We start from the raw sequence: 20,615 nt of genomic DNA on the forward strand, positions 1-20,615 counted from the left end.
TAGGGGCATGACCCCACCCCTTTCCGTTGCAGTCCTTGGCGCCTCCGGGCGCATGGGTGCCGAAGCCGTGCGCGCCGTCGAAGCCGCCCCGGACCTCCGCCTCGTCGCCGCGCTCGGCCGGAAGGACCCGCTCGGCGCCGTGCTCGACGCCGGCGCCACCCACGTCCTCGACCTCACCGTCCCGGAAAGCACCGAGGCCAACGTCCGCTTCGCCGTCGAGCATTCGCTCCACGCGGTGGTCGGAACGACCGGTTGGACCGAGGCGCGGCGCGCCTCGCTCGAGGAGCTGCTGGCCACCCGGCCCGGCACCGGCGTGCTCATCGCCCCGAACTTCGCACTGGGCTCGGTGCTGGCCACCGCCTTCGCCGCGCGCGCGGCCCGCTACTTCGAATCGGTCGAGGTGATCGAGCTGCACCACCCGGACAAGGTGGACGCGCCCTCCGGGACGGCGGTGCGCACCGCGGAACTGATCGCGGCCTCGCGGGCGGCGGCCGGCGTCGCGGGGAGCCCGGATGCCACGGCCTCCGGCCTCGAGGGCGCAAGGGGCGCCGACGTCGACGGGGTGCGTGTGCACTCGGTCCGGCTACGCGGCCTGGTCGCACACCAGGAGGTGCTCTTCGGGGGACCGGGGGAGCAGTTGACCCTGCGCCACGACTCCTTCGACCGCGCGTCCTTCATGCCGGGAGTCCTCCTGGGCCTGCGAACCGTTGCCGACCGCCCCGGATTGACCTACGGACTCGACGGCTACCTGGACCTGGGGGCGTAGCGCGGGTGAAGACCAAGCTGTGGGTGGGCGCGATCATCGCGCTTTTCGTGCTGTACCTTTTCGCGTCGTTCTCGTCCTCGATCGCCTACCTTTCCGCGCCGGAGCCGCTCGCCAAGGGCATCGGGGTGGCGGCGTTTGTGCTGCCGCTCATCGGGGTGTGGATCCTGGTCCGCGAGTTGTTGTTCGGCGCCCGCACCCAGCGGATGGCCCGCATTCTGGAGGCCGAGGGACTGCTGCCCGTCGACGACCTGCCGCGGACGCCGTCGGGCCGCATCGTCAGGGCCGCGGCCGACGAGGACTTCGCCCAGTACAGGGACGAGGCCGAACGGAACCCGGACAGCTGGCGCAGCCTGCACCGACTGGCACTGGCCTACGACGTGGCGGGGGACCGCAAGCGGGCGCGGCACACGATGCGGGCCGCCGTTGCGTTGTTCGTCGCCTCGCCCGAATCGCGCATCGGCAGGCCCGCCCGCCCCCCGGCGGGCTAGAGCCAGCCACGCTCCCGGCCGCCTGGGCCGGGGGCCACCCCGCGGGCGGCCGGGAGCCGGCTCCGCGGGACCGCCTACCGGCGCGCGGTGTCGGCGGCCGCTCCGGCGGCCATCGTATGCACCATCGACTCCAGCGGTCCCCGGACGGCCGCCCACTTCAGGGCGATGCCCACCAGCAGCGCGGCCCCGGCGTACCACAGGTAGACACCGAGCCGGGGCCTGTCCGCGGTCGCACCGCTGAGCAGGTCCAACGCGACCAGATGCCCCAGGTAGAGGGTGAGCGTCGCCGCCCCCGCTCCGGCAATGGGCCACAGGAGCATCTCGCCCGCCCCGCCGAGCAGGGACTTCAGCGCCGTCGCGGCCAATTGGCAGATCCCCAGGACGGCCACCGCCGTTCCCGCCACGTGCAGGATGTCCAGCGGCGCTCCGGTGTGGGGGGCGGACAGCGCGAACCACCAGGGCGTCGATTCCACGCCGGCCAGCCCCTGCCCCGTCCGCAGCGAGACCCCCAGCGCGTCGGAGCCCCGGCCCGTACCCGACGTCAGGGCAGCCTCGGCGTCCGGACGCGCCAAAAGCGCCGCGGATAGCGCCCGGGCACCCGCCGCGACGGCCGCGCCGGCCGTGGCGAACGCCAGGGCCACTGGTGGGCGCGAAACGTCGCAGCGCCCGACGAACAGGCCCAGCAGAACGAAGCCGGTCCACACGAGGACCGGGTAGTAGCCCGTGACCAAGAGGTCCGCCGCCAGGGTGGCCGGCCGGAACAGGTCCATGAAGACCGGGGAGCCGCCGACGTCCGCGGGCGTGAGCGCGGCGGAGACGGGCGGCCGCGCGAGGAACAGGAGGCCCGGCGACAAGAGCAACCACCCGCCGGCCCACCAGGCGAGCCGCTGTGCGGGAAGCCCCAGGAACGGGATCGCGAACAGGAACAACAGCCCGTAGTGGACGAGGATGACCGCCACGTGGGTGTCCAGCGAGCCGCCCACAAGTCCCAGGGTGGCAATCGCCAGCGCGCGGACCACCACGCCGCGGCGGGTCGCGGCGAGACGGTCGCCGGACAACGGCCGCGCCGCGCCGGTGAGCAACGCCAGCCCGACGCCGGCCAGCACGGCAAACAGCGCCGACGCCTTGCCCGCGAACCAGAGCGCCGCCCACGTGGGCTCGGCGGCGGCGAGGGCCGCTCCCGCGGAATCGTCCGTCACGTCCTTGGACAGCGGGATGATGTGGGTGGCCATCATGCCCAGGAGGGCGAGTCCCCTGGCCGCATCGATCCCGGCGAGCCGCGTCTTGGCGGGGCCTCGCCCGGGCGTGCTTTTCGTCATGTTGCCAGCCTACGGGCGGTGCCGCGGGGATCCCTCGTTCGCGGAAAGTGTAACGTTGGATCCATGCCAGCCTCCGCACCCGCCGCCGCCCGGAACGACTACACGTTCGGTACCCTGCTGACCGCCATGGTCACCCCCTTCAAGGACAACGGGGACGTCGACTACGACGCCGCCGCGCGCTTGGCGTCCAAGCTGGTCGACGACGGCTGCGACGGCCTGGTCGTTACCGGCACCACGGGCGAGACGTCGACGCTGGCGGACCACGAGAACCTGGAGATGTTCCGCGTCGTGGCCGACGCCGTCGGCGGCCGGGCCAAGGTCCTGGCAGGTTCGACGACGAACGACACGCGTCATTCGATCGCGCTTTCGCGCAGGGCAGCGGAGCTGCCCATCGACGGCCTGCTCGTGACCGCGCCCTACTACAACAAGCCGAGCCAAGCGGGCGTCCAAGCGCACGTCGAGGCGATCGCCGACGCCGTTGACCTGCCCGTGATGGTGTACGACATCCCCGGACGGGCCGGGATCGTCATCGAGACCGAGACGCTGATGCGGCTCGCGGAGCACCCCCGGATCGTTGCGTTGAAGGACGCCAAGGCGAACTTCCAGGAAACCACGCGCGTGCTGGCCAACACCGACCTGGACGTCTACTCGGGCGACGACGGACTGACGCTGCCGCTGATGGCGGCGGGCGCCGTCGGCCTGGTCTCGGTGACGGCGCACGTGGCAACCGCCAAATACCGCGAGCTGGTCGATGCCGTCCGCGCAGGCGACCTCGCGACGGCCCGCGCCGCCCACTTCGCCCTGGACCCCGTGCAACGCGCCGTCATGTCCCACATCCAGGGAGCCGTCGCCGCCAAAACCATTCTCCATTGGCAGGGCGTCCTGCCGAACGCCGTCGTCCGGCTGCCCCTCGTGGCACCGACGGAGGCGGATCTCGCGCCGATCCGCGCCGATCTGGCGGAGGCCGGTTGGGCCATCTAGGAAAGTAGCCACCGCATGACCGAAACCCCTGTGGACCCCGCGGACGGGGCGCGACTGAACGCTCCACCGCCCCTGCCGGAGGGCACACTGCGGATTGTGCCGCTCGGGGGACTCGGCGAGATCGGGCGCAACATGGCCGTGTTCGAGATCGCCGGCAAGTTGCTGATCGTTGACTGCGGAGTGCTGTTCCCCGAGGAATTCCAGCCCGGCGTCGACCTGATCCTGCCGGACTTCGGCTACATCCGGGACCGCCTGGACGACGTCGTAGGCGTCGTCCTGACGCACGGGCACGAGGACCACATCGGTGCCGTACCGTACCTATTGCGACTCAAGGCGGACATCCCGCTCATCGGCTCCAGGCTGACGCTCGCCCTGATCGAGGCCAAGCTGCAGGAACACCGGATCCGTCCGTTCACCCTCGCGGTGGCCGAGGGCCAGGTGGAGAAGCTGGGGCCGTTCGAGTGCGAATTCGTCGCCGTGAACCACTCGATCCCCGACGCGCTGGCCGTCTTCATCCGGACCGTTGCGGGCAACGTCCTGCACACCGGCGACTTCAAGATGGACCAGTTGCCCCTCGACGGTCGCATCACCGACCTGCGCGCCTTCGCGCGTTTGGGCGAGGAAGGCGTCGACCTGTTCATGTCCGACTCCACCAACGCCGACGTGCCGGGCTTCACCACCGCCGAGAAGGAAATAGGTCCCGTGCTGGAGCGGCTTTTCGGCGTGGCCGAGAAGCGGCTGATCGTCGCTTCCTTCTCGTCCCACGTCCATCGCGTGCAGCAGGTTCTGGACGCGGCCCACCTCCACCAGCGCAAGGTCGCTTTCGTCGGCCGCTCCATGGTGCGGAACATGGCGATCGCCGCCAAGCTGGGTTACCTCACCGTCCCGGACAACATCCTCGTGGACCTCAAGGAGGTGGACAACCTCCCGGACCACAAGGTGGTGCTGATGTCCACGGGCTCCCAAGGGGAACCGATGGCGGCCCTGTCCCGCATGGCCAACGGCGACCACCGGATCAACGTGGGCCGGGGCGACACCGTTATCCTGGCGTCTTCGTTGATCCCCGGAAACGAGAACGCGGTGTTCCGCATCATCAACGGACTCATGCGCCGCGGGGCGGAGGTGGTGCACAAGGGCAACGCCAAGGTGCACGTCTCCGGGCACGCCTCCGCCGGCGAGTTGCTCTACTGCTACAACATCATCAGGCCGAAGAACGCCATGCCGGTGCACGGTGAGACGCGGCACCTGATCGCCAACGGCCGCCTCGCCGAACAGACGGGAGTCCCCGCGGCCAACGTGCTGCTGACGGAGGACGGGTCCGTGGTCGACCTGCGCGGGGGAGTCGCACGGGCCGTGGGACGGATCGACTGCGGATTCGTCTACGTGGACGGCTCCAGCGTCGGCGGCGTCACCGACGACGACCTCAAGGACCGCAGGACCCTGGGCGAAGAGGGATTCATCTCGGTGATCAGCGTGGTCAACAGGCAGACCGGGAAGATCGTTTCGGGGCCCGACATCCACGCCCGCGGCGTGGCGGAGGACGACTCCGTCTTCGACGACATCAAGCCGAAGATCGCCGCCGCGCTGGAGGAGGCTGTGGTCAACAACCCGACGCACACCACGCACCAGCTCCAGCAAGTGGTTCGCCGGGTGATCGGGTCATGGGTCAGCCGCAAACTGCGGCGTCGGCCGATGATCGTGCCGGTGGTCCTGGAGGCCTAAACCCGGAGGCCCAAAGGGGCGTGTAGATCCCCGGTTTCAAGGCCCATTTCGGGTACCGTGGCGACTATGGCCACCCGTACTTCCCCCAGCCAGCCGAAGGCCTCTGGCCGCAAACCGGCCAGCGCAGCAGGGGCGCGCAGCAAGTCCGCCGGCGCCGCGCGCACCCCCACCGCCCGCACGCGCCAGCAACAACAGGTTCCCGAACACGACCTGCCGTTTCCGCTGCGCGCCGTGCGTGGTCTCTGGATGGGGATCGCGCGCATCGTGGCCGGCGCCTTCCGCAAGCTGGGGCGGGACGTCAATCCGGACCACGACCTGCGCCGGGACGGCACCGGCCTGTTCCTGGTGCTCATCGCGGCGGTCGTCGCCAGCGTCGAATGGTGGGGCCTGCGCGGACAGGGCTGGTACGGCACCGCGGTGCACAACGTCGCCGGCGGCACGTTCGGCTACATGGCCGTCATCCTTCCCTTTGTTCTCCTGGTGGGCGCGTTCAGGCTGTTCCGCCATCCGGAGGAAGACCGCGCCAACACCCGCGTCGGCATCGGCCTGACGCTGGGCACGGCGGCCGGAGCCGGTATCGCCCACGTCGTCGAGGGCGTCCCCACGCTCTCCGATGCCTTCGACCGGCTGTGGTCCGGGGGCGGCATCGTGGGGTTCCTCATGACCTCGCCCATCTCCGGCCTCATCAGCCGCTGGGGCGCCCTGGTGATCATGTGCCTCCTGCTCTTCCTGAGCCTGATGATCATCACGGCCACGCCGTTCCGCCACATCCCGGCACGCCTGCGCCAGGGATACGAATGGGTCATGGGTCAGCCGGACGACGCCGGGCGGGACACGCGGGACGGTCCCGAGCACGACCAGAGCTACCTCTACGAGGAGCGCAAGGCCAAGTCCCGCGAGGACCGCAAAGCCCGGCGGAAGGGAAGCCTCTTCGGCAAGGACAAGCGGACGCGCGACGACGAAGACGACGCGTCGCGCGGCGCCTTCTCCGGCGACGAGGCCTACGACCACGCGGTCATCCGCGAAGCGGACGAGGAGGCGCGTCCGGAGGACGCCGCGTCCGAGCCACGGATACCACCGGGCGTGCGCCGTCCCACGGCGTCCGAACGCGCCATCGAGAAGATCAAGAGCGACGTCGGCCTCGGCGACCCCGCACCGGTCACCGAGGCGATCGACACGGCCGACCTGGCCGCCCTGGCGGCGTCGGCGCCGAAGGTTCCCTCGAATCCCGTGGCCCAGCCCGCGCCCCTGACGCCGATCCCGCAGCGCACCGAGCAGCTGCAGCTGTCTGGCGACGTCGCCTACACCCTGCCGGCGTCGGAGTTCCTCCCGTCCGGGCCACCGGCCAAGGAGCGTTCGGAGGCCAACGACTCCGTCGTGAAGGCGCTGACGGAGACCCTCGACCAGTTCAAGGTCGAGGCCCAGGTCACCGGCTTCAGCCGCGGACCGACCGTGACCCGCTACGAGATCGAGTTGTCGCCCGGGACCAAGGTGGAGCGCGTCACCGCCCTGAGCAAGAACATCTCCTACGCGGTCGCTTCCTCGGACGTGCGCATCCTCAGCCCCATCCCGGGCAAGAGCGCCATCGGCATCGAGATCCCGAACGCCGACAAGGAGGTCGTGGCCCTCGGCGACGTCCTGCGCTCCAACGCGGCGCGGAAGACCGAGCACCCCATGGTCATGGGCGTCGGCAAGGACGTCGAGGGCGGCTTCGTCGTCGCCAACCTGGCCAAGATGCCCCACCTGCTCGTCGCTGGTGCCACTGGCGCGGGCAAGTCCTCGTTCGTGAACTCGATGATCACGTCCATCCTGATGCGCGCGACCCCGGACGAGGTCCGCATGGTTATGGTGGACCCCAAGCGCGTCGAACTCACTGCCTACGAGGGTGTTCCGCACCTGATCACCCCGATCATCACCAACCCGAAGAAGGCCGCCGAGGCGCTGCAGTGGGTGGTCCGCGAGATGGACACGCGCTACGACGACCTCGCGAATTTCGGCTACAAGCACATCGACGACTTCAACAAGGCCGTCCGGAACGGCAAGGCGGTACCTCCCGAGGGTTCCAAGCGCGTCATGAAGCCCTACCCGTACCTGCTGGTGATCGTCGACGAGCTCGCGGACCTCATGATGGTGGCCCCGCGCGACGTCGAGGACTCGATCGTCCGCATCACCCAACTCGCCCGCGCCGCCGGCATCCACCTGGTGCTGGCGACCCAACGACCGTCCGTGGACGTCGTGACGGGCCTCATCAAGGCCAACGTTCCCTCGAGGATGGCGTTCGCGACGTCCTCGGTCACCGACTCTCGGGTCGTGCTTGACCAGCCGGGCGCCGAGAAGCTGCTGGGGCAGGGAGACGCGCTGTTCCTGCCGATGGGCGCCTCGAAGCCGATGCGCGTCCAAGGCGCCTGGGTCACCGAGTCGGAAATCCACCGCGTCGTCGAGCACGTCAAGGGACAGCTGAAGGCGGAGTACCGCAAGGACGTCGCCGTAGAGGTCGCCAAGAAGGAAATCGACGACGACATCGGCGACGACCTCGAGGTGCTGTTGCAGGCCACGGAACTGGTGGTCACCACACAGTTTGGTTCGACATCGATGCTGCAGCGCAAGCTGCGCGTCGGGTTCGCCAAGGCAGGACGCCTGATGGACCTGCTGGAGTCGCGCGGCGTCGTCGGCCCCTCGGAGGGGTCCAAGGCGCGCGACGTGCTCGTCAAGCCGGACGACCTTCCCGGCGTCTTGGCGACGATGCGCGGGGAGGACGCTCCGGCGTCGGCCGGGGAGGCGCCGGCGATGGAGGCCGCGCTGGCCGAGAACGCCAACGCCAACCACTACGGAACCGACGTCGTCGGCGAGGACCTGGATAGCCGCACGCAGGCGATCGACTACCACGACGGGTCCGACGCCGGCGACGAGGGGGGCTCCAACGACGCGTGGAACCTCACCGGAAGGTAGCCTGAGTCCGTGACATCGCATGAGGAGGACGGCGGCACCGACCCCGTCCCGACGCTGAACATCGCCAACGTGCTCACCACGCTGCGCATCGTCATGGTCCCGTTCTTCGCGTGGGCGCTGCTGGCGGACGACTCCGGGTACGGCGTCCTGCGTTGGGTCGCCGTGGCGGTCTTCGCGGCGGCGATCTACACGGACAAGCTCGACGGCGACCTGGCCCGCAGCCGAGGCCTGATCACCAACTTCGGCAAGATCGCCGACCCGATCGCGGACAAGCTCCTGCTCGGCTCGGCTCTGGTGCTGCTGTCGCTGCTCGGGGAACTGCCCTGGTGGATCACCGTCGTCATCCTCGTTCGTGAACTGGGGATTACGTTGCTGCGTTTCGCGGTGATCCGATACGGGGTCATGCCGGCGTCGCGCGGGGGCAAGCTGAAGACGGTGACGCAGTCCCTGGCCGTGTTCCTGTACCTGCTGCCGGTGACACACACCGTGGGATGGCTGGAGGTCGTCGCGCTCGCGGTGATGCTGCTTGCCGTGGCCATCACGCTCTACACGGGAATCGACTATGTGTTCCAGGCCGCCCGCCTGCGCGCGGCCGCGCGGCGGGGCAAGTAGGTGGCCGAGCGCACGCCGGAGGCGACCGGCGCCACGAGCTGCTGGCCGCTGCCCGAGCCCGCCGCAGCCGGACTGCCCATGGCGCGGGAGGTGGTCGAGGCCGCCGTCGGACGCTCCGTGACAGTGGCAACCGCGGAATCCCTCACCGCCGGACTCGTGTCCGCAGCGCTGGCGGACATCGCCGGATCCTCCGCAGTCCTGCGCGGCGGCGTCGTCGCTTACCACAACGACGTCAAGTCGGGGCTCCTCGGTGTGGACCCCGATCTGTTGGAACGGGTCGGCTCGGTCGACGGCGAGGTCGCCGCGCGGATGGCCGTCGGCGCGCGCAGTGCCTGCGGGGCGGACATCGCGGTCTCCACCACCGGCGTTGCCGGCCCCGCGGCCCACGACGGCAAAGACGTCGGCACTGTTTTCATCGGATATGCGGGACCGGACGGAACGGGGTTCGAGGCATTCCGGTTCGAGGGCGACCGCCAGCGAATCCGGGTGCAGTCGAGGGACGCCGCACTGCGGAAACTCCGAGAACTAGCCTTCGGCAAAGATTAAGCCACAACGCGGTCGTATCACTGGCAGGCGTGGTCCCCGAATGGATAGGGTGGTCTCCCGGGAACAAAACGTGGCCCCCGGTAGTTGGAAAAAGCATCGGGGAACGCACGAGGCGCCACCCGATCCGACCGTCAAGCCGGCGCAAGGACCCAAAGGAGTAAGGCAATACACATGGTCAAGCAACCCGTAACCGTGAACGGTGTCGTCCGTTGGCGGGATGTGGGACTGACAGAAGATGCCCGTCGCGACCAGAAGGAGCCCAAGATGGTAGTCCTACGCCACGAAATTGGCGACGTCCTCCGGGACGTTCGTCAGCGTCAGGGCCGTACCCTGCGCGAAGTGTCACACAACGCCCGCGTTTCCCTGGGCTACCTTTCGGAGGTCGAACGCGGCCAGAAGGAAGCATCCTCCGAACTTCTCTCGTCCATTTGCGGTGCCTTGGATGTCCCGCTTTCCCTGATGCTCCGCCAGGTAAGCGACCGCGTCGCGCTGGCCGAGGGCGTAGAGATTCCCGACACCGTCCCTGTCGAGCTGTCGAGCGAGTTCGGGTCCATGCCCGAGGAATGGCCGGACCGCCTGAAGGGGATGGCCTCCAGCCGCTAGGCGCGCCACTCGCGGCCATACTGCCCAGGCCGCGCGGCAGCAACGCGAAAGGGACCCGGAAACGGGTCCCTTTCCGTATCCCGTAGCGGATACGCGGTTCGCTACGGTTCCTGCGAGAGCTACATCGGGTCGTTCCGGTAGGAATGGTTCAGCCGCGTCAGCAACGCAGCCAGGGACGACAGGTCGTCGACCGGCCAATCGGCGAGCAAGTCGTGGAACACATGGCGTCGTGCGGTCTGGGCGGCGGAGAGCTGCCGCGCGCCCTCCTCGGTGAGGCTGATGGTCTGAGCGCGTCCATCCAGCGGGTCGGCGGTCTTGCGCACGATGCCCAGGGATTCGAGCAGGGTCACCTGACGGCTGACCGACGGCTTTCCGACACCGATCTCCGCCGCCAGATCCGTGAGGCGGAGGCTGCCCTTGCGCTGTAGGGCGGCGAGAAGTCCGTAGGCTCCGGGTTCCATGTCCGGATGGACCTGGCGGGCCACCTTGTTGCCGTTGGCGCGGGCCCGCCGCCAGAGGAAACTCAACTGCTCCTCCATGTCGTGGATGGCCTGGTCGCGGTCTCCGGCGAAGGCCGGGGCATCGTGGTGCGTCATGACCACCATGATAGGTGGCGGTCCCCGGCGCGGTGGCGTGCGCGTGGGACAATTCAAGGGTGAGACTCAGTGATTTCTGGCGTTTGATGGAGGACGAGTTCGGCTCCGCGTACGCCCGCGTGTTGGCGGGCGATCTGGTTTTGGCGGAACTGGGTGGCCGCACGGCGCAGGAAGCCCTTTCCGCCGGGACGCACCCCCGCGCCGTGTGGCTCGCCGTCTGCGAGATGCAAGACGTGCCGCCGGTGCGGCGCCTCGGAATCGACAGGATGCCCAAGGACTGAAGGTGGCACGGACACGCCGGGAAGATGAATCGAATATCTGTTCGGATAACGATAGGCTCCTCACAGAGATGAAATACGGGGCCAACGGCCCCGACCGTCCACAACCGACGCATCCCGGGCCAAAATGTCCGGGCCGGCACATAGCGTGGTTAGAGGACGAACAACGGGCCGGAAGGCCATGAGACAACCGAGGTGGGCAAATGGCCGCAATGGACCGCGAGAAGGCGCTCGACGCAGCGCTGGCGCAAATCGACAAGCAATTCGGCAAGGGTTCCGTGATGCGTTTGGGCGATGACACCCGCGCCAAGATAGAGGTGATCCCCACGGGTTCGATCGCCCTGGACATCGCGCTCGGCATTGGCGGTCTTCCCCGCGGCCGCGTCGTGGAAATCTACGGTCCGGAGTCCTCGGGTAAGACCACCGTCGCATTGCACGCCGTGGCCAACGCCCAGAAGAACGGCGGCATCGCCGCGTTCATCGACGCCGAGCACGCGCTGGACCCCGAATACGCGAAGAAGCTCGGCGTGGATACGGACGCGCTCCTGGTCTCGCAGCCCGACACGGGCGAGCAGGCCCTGGAGATCATGGACATGCTGATCGGATCCGGGTCGTTGGACGTCATCGTCATCGACTCGGTCGCCGCGCTGGTTCCGCGCGCCGAGATCGAGGGCGACATGGGAGACAGCCACGTCGGTCTGCAGGCGCGCCTGATGAGCCAGGCGCTCCGGAAGATCACAGGTCGCCTGAGCCAGACGAAGACCACGGCCATCTTCATCAACCAGCTACGTGAAAAGATCGGCGTCTTCTTCGGCAGCCCGGAGACGACGACGGGCGGCAAGGCACTGAAGTTCTACGCGTCGGTTCGCATCGACGTCCGCCGCATCGAGACACTGAAGGAAGGCACCAACGCGGTGGCCAACCGGACCCGCGCCAAGATCGTCAAGAACAAGATGGCCCCGCCGTTCAAGCAGGCCGAGTTCGACATCGTCTACGGGCACGGCATTTCCCGCGAGGGCGGTCTGATCGACATGGGCGTCGAGGAGGGCTTCGTGAAGAAGTCCGGCGCGTGGTTCACCTACGACGGGGACCAGTTGGGACAGGGCAAGGAAAACGCGCGCAGGTTCCTCACCGACAACCCGGACCTGGCCAACGAATTGGAGCGCCGGATCAAGGAGAAGCTTGGCATCGGCGCGCCGGTCGAGGCCGATGTCAAGGATCCGAAGCTGAAGGCAGTCTCGGACTCGTAGCCATGGTGCGGACACCGGACTGGAGCGGCCTGACCGGCGCCGGAGACGACGCCGGCGGGCAGCGCTCGCCTTCCACCGACTCCTCCGATGCGTCGCCCGGGGCCGCAAGCGTCTCGAAGCGTCGGTCCAATGGGCGGGACGCGGGGGACGCCGATCCGGAAGCCGCCGCACGCGCCATCGTGCTGCGGCAGTTGACCGGCTCGGCGAAGAGCCGCAGGCAGCTCGAGGAGAAACTCGCGCGGCGGGACATCCCCGCCGCCGCCGCCGGCGCGGTGCTGGACCGGTTCGAGGAGCTGCAGCTGGTCGACGACGAGGCTTTCGCGCAGGCGTGGGTACGGAGCCGCGCGCACTCCCGTGGCCTAGCCGCCAGCGCGCTCCGCAGGGAATTGCGCGAAAAGGGCATCGCTCCGGAATTAGCGGACCGGGCGCTTGAGCAACTCACCGTCGAAGACGAGTTGGCGTCCGCGCGGGACCTGGCCCAACGTAAGCTGCGTTCCGTGCCGCCCTCGGCGGACCGCGACAAGGCAGTGCGGCGCATCGTGGGGATGCTCGGCCGCAAGGGATACGGCCCATCGATGGCCTTCCGAGTAGCCAACGAGGCGTGGGACGAGCACGGCGGCTCCTAGACGATGTCCGCGGGGTCTGTTCGCGGCCGGTGACGGTCCGGACGCTGCCTCCGGGTTCGGTACCCTTGAACGGTGAGTCTCACCATCCCCAGTCCCCAGATCCAGGCTAGCGGCGACGCCGGGCGCACCTATGAGGTGCGCACTTTCGGCTGCCAGATGAACGTCCACGATTCCGAGCGTCTCGCCGGGCTCCTGGAGACCTCGGGTCTTGTACCGGCGGAGGAGGGACACGGCGTGGCCGACGTCATCGTCTTCAACACCTGCGCGGTGCGCGAAAACGCGGACAACAAGCTTTACGGCAACCTCGGCCGCTTGGCTCCCATCAAGGGGCGCCGACCGGGGATGCAGATCGCCGTGGGGGGGTGTCTGGCCCAAAAGGACCGGGAAACAATCCTCGAGAAAGCTCCGTGGGTCGACGTCGTGTTCGGCACCCACAATGTCGGGTCGTTGCCGGCCCTGCTCGAGCGGGCGCGGCACAACAACGAGGCTCAGCTGGAGATCCTGGAGTCGCTCGACGTCTTCCCTTCCACCCTGCCCACCAAGCGCGATTCCGTGTATTCCGGCTGGGTGTCGATCTCGGTCGGCTGCAACAACACCTGCACGTTCTGCATCGTCCCCAGCCTGCGCGGCAAGGAGCGCGACCGGCGGCCCGGGGACATCCTGGCTGAGGTGGAGGCGCTCGTTGCCGACGGCGCCATCGAGGTCACCCTCCTTGGGCAGAACGTGAACTCGTACGGTGTCGAGTTCGGGGACCGTCTGGCTTTCGGCAAGCTCCTGCGGGCCTGCGGAAACATCCCCGGGCTGGAGCGCGTGCGGTTCACCAGCCCGCACCCGGCGGCCTTCACCGACGACGTGATAGAGGCGATGGCCGATACCCCGAACGTGATGCCCCAGCTGCACATGCCGCTGCAGTCGGGGTCCGACAAGGTACTCAAGGACATGCGGCGTTCCTACAGATCCACGAAATTCCTCGGTATCCTCGACCGGGTCCGGGAGCGTATCCCGCACGCCGCCATCACGACGGACATCATCGTCGGCTTCCCGGGCGAGACCGAGGAGGATTTCCAGGCCACGCTCGACGTCGTCGAACGATCTCGGTTCGCCAGCGCCTTCACCTTCCAGTACTCCAAACGTCCCGGTACCCCCGCGGCCGAACTGCCGGACCAGCTACCCAAGTCGGTCGTCCAGGAGCGGTACGAACGACTCACGGCCCTCCAGGACCGCATCTGCGCGGAGGAGAACTCCCTGCAGGTCGGCCGCCGCGTCGAGATCATGGTCACGGCGCAGGCCGGCCGGAAGTCGAATGAAACCCACCGTTTGTCGGGGCGCTCGCGCGACCAGCGTCTCGTGCACTTCACCGTTCCAGAGGGTGCCGAACATCCACGGCCCGGCGATCTCGTGACGGTCCCGGTCACCTCCGCCGCCTCCTTCCACCTGATCGCGGATCCCGGGGAGCCAGCGGAGTACCAGCTTCGGCGGTCGCGGGCAGGCGACGCGTGGGACAGGGCACAGGCCGAGACGTGCGGCGTACCGGCGGTGGGTGGCACCGGAGGTGGCGGCGTCAGCCTGGGCATGCCGGTGCTGCCGCCGCGCGCCTAACGTGGCTTCTGCCGCGAGGCGACCGGTGGTGGCCATCGTGGGTCCCACCGGCACCGGAAAATCGGACCTCGCGATCGAGCTCGCCCTGCGCCTCGACGGCGAGGTGGTCAATGGCGACGCGTTGCAGTTCTACCGGGGCATGGACATCGGCACGGCCAAGGTGGCACCGGAGGAACGCCGCGGGGTCACGCACCATCTGCTGGACATCCTCGATGTCCGGGAGGAGGCGAGCGTCGCGCGGTTCCAGGCCGAGGCCAGGGCCGCGTTCGACGAGATCGAGTCCCGCGGACGCGTTCCGATCCTCGTCGGCGGCTCCGGACTCTATGTCCGCGCCGCGCTGGACGTGCTTGAGTTTCCCCCGACCGATGCCCGAGTCCGCCGCCGCATCGAAGAGGAAGGGGCCGCATACGGTGTCGGGGCCCTTCTTGTGCGCCTACGGGATGTCGATCCGACGTCGGCCGAGCGTCTGACCGACGCCCGGCGGATCGTTCGGGCATTGGAGGTCCATGAACTCACGGGAAGGACGTTCGGATCGTTCATGCCGGACCGGACGTATTCCCGACCAGCCGTCCAGCTGGCCTTGGATTTGGAACGGCCCCGCCTGCACGAACGGCTGCGGGAGCGTGTGCAGGCCATGGTAGCCAAGGGACTTTTGGACGAAGTGCGCGACCTCGACGGCAGGGGGCTGCGCACCGGCAAGACTGCCTGTCGCGCCATCGGCTACGCGCAGTTCCTCGACGTGGTCGACGGGTTGGCAACCGTTGACGAGGCAGCCGATCGAACTGTCGTTGCCACGCGTCAATTCGCCCGACGGCAGGTCACGTGGTTCCGCGCCGACCACCGCGTGCGCTGGATGGATGCCGCCGATCCCGGGTTGCTGGACGCGTCGCTGGGGATCCTGGGCGAGTCGCCGTAGCACCGTTACGGCGGATTCGCCGGGGGAAAGGCGCGCACTAGGCTTGGAGGCATGAGCACAGAGCGCGCCACGCGGAACTTCAATGAGTTGTCCGGCCTGGCCTTTTCCAAGGGGCACGGCACCGGTAACGACTTCGTCCTTGTCGCAGATCCCAGGGGTGAGCGCTTTCTGGCGCCCGAGGCGGTCGCCGCGATCTGCGACCGCCACCTGGGTATTGGCGGCGACGGGCTCATCCGCGCGGTGCGCTCCGAGTCCCTGCCCGAGGGACGCGCCCTCGTGGCGGCCGACCCGCGTGCCGAGTGGTTCATGGACTACCACAACGGGGATGGCTCGCTGTCGGAGATGTGCGGGAACGGCGTGCGCGTCTTCGTTCACTTCCTGATCGAGGAGGGTCTGGTGGCGCTGGGGGAGGGCGAGACCCTGACCATCGGGACCAGAGCCGGCGTCAAGGTGGTCGCCCGGTCGGCGGACGGCTACGCGGTGGACATGGGGCCGTGGGCGTTCGCGTCCCCAACGGAGGCCGAGGAACGGGCTCTCGACTCGGTCGTGGAGACCGACGGACTGGACGTTGCCCGGCCGGCGTTGAGCATCAGCATGGGCAATCCGCACACGGTGGTCGCGCTGTCGGAGGCCAGCGAACTCGAACACGCGGAACTGCACCGTGCCCCGCGGGTGGACCCCGTTCCCGAGCATGGAACCAACGTCGAGTACGTGGTGCCGTCCGAGCCCCTCGTAGAACGCGGCGTCGGCCGCATCCGGATGCGGGTCCACGAGCGTGGCGTCGGGGAAACGCAGTCCTGTGGAACGGGCGCCTGCGCCGCCGTGGTGGCCACACGCCACTGGGCGGGTGGAACGTCAGCGGACCGCTGGGACGTGCAGGTGCCCGGGGGCGTGGTGGCAGTCCGGTTCATGACCGGGGTCGACGGCCGCGAACACGTGGAGCTCAGTGGGCCGGCGGCCATCGTCGCGCGGGGCACGCTCGCCTAGTCCCGCGCGGCACCTGGGATCTGTGGCTAGCGGGGACGGACCACGCGAAGCAGCCGAAACGACTTCGCGGTCGAGGCTCGCTCCACCGTCCAACCCTCCGACAGCTGTTCGCCCAGCCAGGTTTGCAGCGAATCCGATCCGAGGTTCTTCTGCACCACGAGCCAGGCCTCGCCGCCCGGAGACAGCCGCGGAAGCCACTGGAGCAGGATCTCGTGGAGCGCCTCCTTACCCACACGGATCGGGGGATTGGACCAAATCGTGGCGAACTCCAGAGCCCCGGGAACCGACTCCGGCTTTCCCGCGACCACGTTGTCCACGTTCAGGATGCGGGCATTCTCACGCGTGAGTTCGATGCTTCGTTCGTTGACGTCAACGGCGTAGACGGTCGCGCCGGGCGATCTCATCGCAAGGGTCAAGGCTATGGGGCCCCATCCGCATCCGATGTCCAACAGCGCGCCTTGTTCGGCGGGGGCGGGAGCGCCCGCCAGGAGAACCGCCGTCCCCTTGTCCACGCCGTCGGGACTGAAGATCCCGCCGGAGGTCACCATCGTTCGTTCGGCCCCTCCGAGGGGCACCCGGATGGTCTTGCGCTTGAGCGGGGTGGACGGTTGTGCGCTGAAATAATGGTCGGAGCCCATGGAGGCAGGTTAACCGCAGCCGACGGATTGCTGGTAATCCGCGTCCGAGCCGAACCACGGATGCGGGCCCCGCGTCGTTCGCCCACCGGGGAACCGGGGCTAAACGACGGCTCCGGGGACTATCCTGATAGCAACCATCCGCCAAAGGGGAACATGACCGACTTGAACCAGCCCAACCCGCACGACCGCGGTCTGAACGACGACGAGATCCAGTCCGTCATCGACCGAATCCTAGCCGCGGACAACGCGGCCGCTAAGAAATCCGCGGGGACCGCCCCATCTGGCGCCGAGGGCGCTCTGGCGGGTGGTCGGGCACAGGCTTTGGGTGGCGGCCACGGCCGCGAGCACTCGGACTCCGACGGCGAACAGCGCGACCTCGAGGAACGGCGGGCGCTCCGCCGTGTTGCGGGACTGTCCACGGAGCTGGAGGACGTCAGCGAGGTTGAATACCGGCAGCTGAGGCTCGAGCGGGTCGTGCTGGCCGGCATCTGGACGGAGGGCACGGCAATCGAGGCCGAAAACTCGCTGCGCGAGCTGGCCGCCCTCGCGGAGACCGCGGGTTCCGAGGTTCTAGACGGCCTGATCCAGCGACGACTCAAGCCGGACCCGGGCACGTATCTGGGGTCGGGCAAGGCCATGGAACTCAAGGACATCGTTTCGGCCACCGGTGCGGACACGGTGGTAGTGGACTCGGAGCTGTCCCCGTCGCAGCGCCGCGGCCTGGAGGACATCATCAAGGTGAAGGTGATCGACCGGACGGCCCTGATCCTGGACATCTTTGCACAGCACGCACAGAGCCGCGAAGGCAAGGCCCAAGTCGAACTGGCACAACTGGAGTACCTGTTGCCCAGGCTACGCGGCTGGGGCGAGTCCATGTCCCGCCAGGCTGGCGGCCGCGTTGGCGCGGCCGGCGGAGGCATCGGGTCGCGCGGACCGGGTGAAACGAAGATCGAACTCGACCGCCGTCGAATCCGCACGCGCATGTCTAAGCTGCGTCGCGAGATCGCCGCGATGAAACCCGCCCGCGAAACCAAGCGCGCCAACCGCAAGCGCAACACTGTTCCCTCGGTGGCCATCGCAGGCTACACCAACGCCGGCAAGTCCTCCCTGTTGAACCGGCTAACGGACGCGGGGGTCCTCGTCGAGAACGCATTGTTCGCGACACTGGACCCGACGGTCCGCAAGACGGAAACGGCGGACGGACTGGGCTACACCCTGGTTGACACCGTGGGTTTTGTCCGGAGCCTGCCGACCCAACTCGTGGAAGCGTTCCGCTCCTCGTTGGAGGAGGTCGCGGACGCGGACCTGATCCTGCACGTGGTCGACGCGTCGCATCCGGATCCGGAGGGGCAGATCCATGCCGTCCGCCAGGTCTTCACGGAAGTCGATGCGCAGAACGTCCCGGAGATCATCGTCCTGAACAAGGCGGACGTGGCGGACCCGTTCGTGTTGGAACGGATCCGGCAGCGCGAGCCGCGCCACGTCGTCGTCTCCGCCCGGACGGGCGACGGCATCGACGAGTTGCTGCAGCTGATCAGCGACTCGATACCCAGGCCGAGTCTGCGGCTCGAGCTGCTGATCCCCTACGACCGCGGGGACATCGTCAACCGGCTCCACGGCTCCGATGCAGAGATCCTCGAGACCGAACACGTCGGGGACGGTACACGGATGGTCGTGAAGGTCCGCGAGGGCCTGGCGTCCGAATTGGAGCGGTTCACCGTACATGGCTGAGGTCGAGGACGTCATTGCGCTCCTCGACGTGGCAGTCGAGGGCATGGGGGGACAGAACCGCGCTGGCCAGCACGAAATGGCACAGAAGGTGTGCGAATCCCTCGACTCGGGCAGGCATCTGCTGGTGCAGGCGGGGACCGGCACCGGCAAGTCGCTCGCGTATCTGGTTCCCGCGATCGCCCATGCGCTGGAAGCGGACAAGCCGGTCGTGGTCTCCACGGCCACGCTCGCCCTGCAGGCGCAAATCGTGGGCCGCGACGTGCCCCGGTTGCTGGAGCACCTGCGTCCGCACCTGCCGCGACCTGTGAACGTTGCGTTGGCAAAGGGACGCTCAAACTACGTGTGCAAGTACAAGCTTGGCGGCGGATATCCCGATGAGGACGACGGGGCGGTCTTCGCCCTCGGCGAGGACGGAGCGGCCATGCCGCTGACCGCGGGGGCGGCCCCCAGTAGCGCACTGGGCCAGGAAGTCGTGCGTTTGCGCGAATGGGCCGAGGAAACCGAATCCGGCGACCGCGACGACCTGACTCCGGGAGTGGGCGACCGCGCCTGGCACCAGGTTTCGGTAACGGCCATGGACTGTCTGGGGGCGCAGAAGTGCCCCATGGCTGAGGAGTGCTTCAGCGAACTTGCCCGCAAGAACGCAGCCGAGGCTGACATCGTGATTACAAACCATGCCATGTTGGCGATTGCCGCGTTCGAGGGACTGGCCGTTTTGCCGGACTTCGACACGGTGATCATCGACGAGGCCCACGAACTCCAAGACCGCGTGACGAATTCCGTGACCCGTCCGCTGTCCGTCGCCCTGGTGGGCGCGGCCGTGTCCGCCGCGCGCAAACACTGCGCGGTTAGCGTCGAGGCCCTCAACCAGGCGGGCAAGGCGCTACAACGCGCACTCGAGGGGCACCCCACCGGTTTGATGCCCTCTGGGTTGAACGAGGAGCAGGCCGCCGCGGTGCGTCAAATCCGCGAGGCCGCGCGGGTGGCGCTCTCGGACTCCAAACCCGCGGGGAACGAGTCCGTCGACGGCGGCAGGCAGATGGCGCGTTCGCAACTCCAGTACCTCGCCGAGCAGTGCGACCGCTTCGAATCGGCCCAAGATTCCCGCGAGGTCCTGTGGGCATCGCGTTCCGGGACGTTCACTCCCGGACAGGGGTTCACCCAACCGGACGAATCCACTCCGGCGACCCTGAACGTCGCCCCGCTATCCGTCGCGGGCCGTCTGCGGGAGGGATTGTTCGACGGAAGGACGGTCATCCTGACGTCGGCGACACTCGCGATTGGCGCGGCCTTCGAACCGGTTGCCGGTTCGCTCGGCCTGCTGGGCGAAGGTGCCCCCAGCTGGACCGGAGTCGACGTCGGAAGCCCTTTCGACTATCCCCGCCAAGGCATGTTGTACGTCGCCAAGCACCTGCCGAAGCCGTCACGGAGCGTGTCGTCGGAGACGCTTGCCGAACTCGGGGATCTCATTCGCGCCGCGGGCGGGGGGACGCTCGCGTTGTTCTCGTCCCGTCGGGCAGCGGAGGAGGCCGCGGAGGCTTTGCGTCCGTTGGTTGACCAAGAGATCCTCTGCCAGGGCGAATCGGGTATGGCCGCCCTCGTCAAGCGGTTCGGCGAGGAAAGGGACACCTGCCTCTTCGGAACCATGACCCTGTGGCAGGGGGTTGACGTGCCCGGCCCGGCATGCCGCCTCGTGGTGATCGACCGCATTCCGTTCCCGCGCCCCGACGACCCGCTGGCCACCGCCCGGAGCAGGGACGTGGCCCGTCACGGCGGAAACGGCTTCATGGCAGTCTCGGCAAGCCACGCCGCCGTTCGTCTCGCCCAAGGGGCGGGACGACTGATCCGCTCCACCTCCGACCGGGGAGTGGTGGCGGTCCTCGATTCGCGGCTGGCCACAGAGCGGTATGGCGGCTTTCTCCGCGCCTCGTTGCCTCCGATGTGGGCAACGACGGACAAGAAGACTGTGCTGGGCGCGTTGGAGCGGCTTGCCGGTTCCTAGGTGCGT

Annotated in this window: 19 protein-coding genes; 16 read left to right on the forward strand and 3 right to left on the reverse strand. The window is 68.4% G+C overall.

Going from position 1 to position 20,615, the window contains the following annotated elements; translation table 11 throughout:
* Positions 1-7 precede the first annotated feature (7 nt).
* Both dapB and AC0QSG_RS01410 read left to right on the forward strand, forming a co-directional pair.
* Positions 8-766 (forward strand): 4-hydroxy-tetrahydrodipicolinate reductase, encoded by a 759-nt coding sequence (gene dapB / locus AC0QSG_RS01405; RefSeq protein ID WP_435725928.1) that lies wholly within the window; start codon positions 8-10, stop codon positions 764-766.
* Positions 767-771: 5 nt separating this feature from the next.
* Positions 772-1,254: a hypothetical protein gene (locus AC0QSG_RS01410; RefSeq protein WP_475376414.1), complete on the forward strand. Its 483-nt coding sequence runs from the start codon at positions 772-774 to the stop codon at positions 1,252-1,254.
* A gap of 74 nt (positions 1,255-1,328) precedes the next feature.
* On the opposite strand, the gene AC0QSG_RS01415 is transcribed toward AC0QSG_RS01410, so the two are convergent.
* Positions 1,329-2,573, reverse strand: coding sequence for a heparan-alpha-glucosaminide N-acetyltransferase domain-containing protein (locus AC0QSG_RS01415; RefSeq protein ID WP_475376415.1), 1,245 nt, complete (start codon positions 2,571-2,573; stop codon positions 1,329-1,331).
* A 63-nt stretch (positions 2,574-2,636) separates the two neighbouring features.
* Here AC0QSG_RS01415 and dapA point away from each other — a divergent pair, with 63 nt between their 5' ends.
* From dapA to AC0QSG_RS01445, 6 genes are all read left to right on the forward strand, one after another.
* Positions 2,637-3,554, forward strand: coding sequence for a 4-hydroxy-tetrahydrodipicolinate synthase (dapA, locus tag AC0QSG_RS01420; RefSeq protein ID WP_475376416.1), 918 nt, complete (start codon positions 2,637-2,639; stop codon positions 3,552-3,554).
* A gap of 15 nt (positions 3,555-3,569) precedes the next feature.
* A complete protein-coding gene (locus tag AC0QSG_RS01425; RefSeq protein ID WP_475376417.1) occupies positions 3,570-5,276 on the forward strand; it encodes a ribonuclease J in 1,707 nt (568 codons plus the stop codon).
* Between the two features lie 66 nt (positions 5,277-5,342).
* Complete coding sequence (locus AC0QSG_RS01430; RefSeq protein ID WP_475376418.1) at positions 5,343-8,225, forward strand: FtsK/SpoIIIE family DNA translocase; 2,883 nt, start codon at positions 5,343-5,345, stop codon at positions 8,223-8,225.
* A gap of 9 nt (positions 8,226-8,234) precedes the next feature.
* The gene (pgsA, locus tag AC0QSG_RS01435) at positions 8,235-8,837 is read left to right on the forward strand and encodes a CDP-diacylglycerol--glycerol-3-phosphate 3-phosphatidyltransferase (protein ID WP_435725934.1); all 603 of its coding nucleotides are present in this window, start codon (positions 8,235-8,237) and stop codon (positions 8,835-8,837) included.
* On the forward strand, positions 8,838-9,383 hold the full coding sequence (locus AC0QSG_RS01440; RefSeq protein WP_475376419.1) for a CinA family protein: 546 nt from the start codon (positions 8,838-8,840) through the stop codon (positions 9,381-9,383).
* 171 nt (positions 9,384-9,554) lie between these two features.
* Complete coding sequence (locus AC0QSG_RS01445) at positions 9,555-9,986, forward strand: helix-turn-helix domain-containing protein (protein WP_435725936.1); 432 nt, start codon at positions 9,555-9,557, stop codon at positions 9,984-9,986.
* A gap of 119 nt (positions 9,987-10,105) precedes the next feature.
* Here the strand turns inward: AC0QSG_RS01445 and AC0QSG_RS01450 are convergent, their stop codons facing one another.
* The gene (locus AC0QSG_RS01450; RefSeq protein WP_435725937.1) at positions 10,106-10,582 is read right to left on the reverse strand and encodes a MarR family winged helix-turn-helix transcriptional regulator; all 477 of its coding nucleotides are present in this window, start codon (positions 10,580-10,582) and stop codon (positions 10,106-10,108) included.
* Positions 10,583-10,641: 59 nt separating this feature from the next.
* On the opposite strand from AC0QSG_RS01450, the gene AC0QSG_RS01455 reads away from it, so the two are divergent.
* The 6 genes from AC0QSG_RS01455 to dapF all read left to right on the forward strand — a co-directional run bounded on the left by AC0QSG_RS01455 (position 10,642) and on the right by dapF (position 16,238).
* Positions 10,642-10,863: a DUF3046 domain-containing protein gene (locus AC0QSG_RS01455; protein ID WP_475376420.1), complete on the forward strand. Its 222-nt coding sequence runs from the start codon at positions 10,642-10,644 to the stop codon at positions 10,861-10,863.
* 200 nt (positions 10,864-11,063) lie between these two features.
* A complete protein-coding gene (recA, locus tag AC0QSG_RS01460; RefSeq protein WP_435725939.1) occupies positions 11,064-12,110 on the forward strand; it encodes a recombinase RecA in 1,047 nt (348 codons plus the stop codon).
* Positions 12,111-12,112: 2 nt separating this feature from the next.
* Complete coding sequence (locus tag AC0QSG_RS01465) at positions 12,113-12,736, forward strand: regulatory protein RecX (RefSeq protein ID WP_475376421.1); 624 nt, start codon at positions 12,113-12,115, stop codon at positions 12,734-12,736.
* Positions 12,737-12,808: 72 nt separating this feature from the next.
* A complete protein-coding gene (gene miaB, locus AC0QSG_RS01470) occupies positions 12,809-14,335 on the forward strand; it encodes a tRNA (N6-isopentenyl adenosine(37)-C2)-methylthiotransferase MiaB (protein ID WP_435725941.1) in 1,527 nt (508 codons plus the stop codon).
* Between the two features lie 28 nt (positions 14,336-14,363).
* A complete protein-coding gene (gene miaA / locus AC0QSG_RS01475; protein ID WP_475376422.1) occupies positions 14,364-15,251 on the forward strand; it encodes a tRNA (adenosine(37)-N6)-dimethylallyltransferase MiaA in 888 nt (295 codons plus the stop codon).
* 51 nt (positions 15,252-15,302) lie between these two features.
* Positions 15,303-16,238 carry a diaminopimelate epimerase gene (gene dapF, locus AC0QSG_RS01480; RefSeq protein WP_475376423.1) on the forward strand — a complete coding sequence of 312 codons (936 nt, stop codon included), beginning with the start codon at positions 15,303-15,305 and terminating at the stop codon, positions 16,236-16,238.
* Positions 16,239-16,264: 26 nt separating this feature from the next.
* Here the strand turns inward: dapF and AC0QSG_RS01485 are convergent, their stop codons facing one another.
* Positions 16,265-16,876 carry a class I SAM-dependent methyltransferase gene (locus tag AC0QSG_RS01485; protein WP_435725944.1) on the reverse strand — a complete coding sequence of 204 codons (612 nt, stop codon included), beginning with the start codon at positions 16,874-16,876 and terminating at the stop codon, positions 16,265-16,267.
* A 153-nt stretch (positions 16,877-17,029) separates the two neighbouring features.
* Between AC0QSG_RS01485 and hflX the strand changes: the two genes are divergently transcribed.
* Both hflX and AC0QSG_RS01495 read left to right on the forward strand, forming a co-directional pair.
* Positions 17,030-18,607, forward strand: a complete 1,578-nt coding sequence (gene hflX, locus AC0QSG_RS01490; protein ID WP_475376424.1) for a GTPase HflX — start codon at positions 17,030-17,032, stop codon at positions 18,605-18,607.
* Positions 18,600-20,609, forward strand: coding sequence for an ATP-dependent DNA helicase (locus AC0QSG_RS01495; protein WP_475376425.1), 2,010 nt, complete (start codon positions 18,600-18,602; stop codon positions 20,607-20,609). Before hflX ends, AC0QSG_RS01495 begins: the two co-directional genes overlap by 8 nt.
* Positions 20,610-20,615 lie beyond the last annotated feature (6 nt).

It is taken from the genome of Arthrobacter sp. LT660 (genome assembly GCF_056172845.1).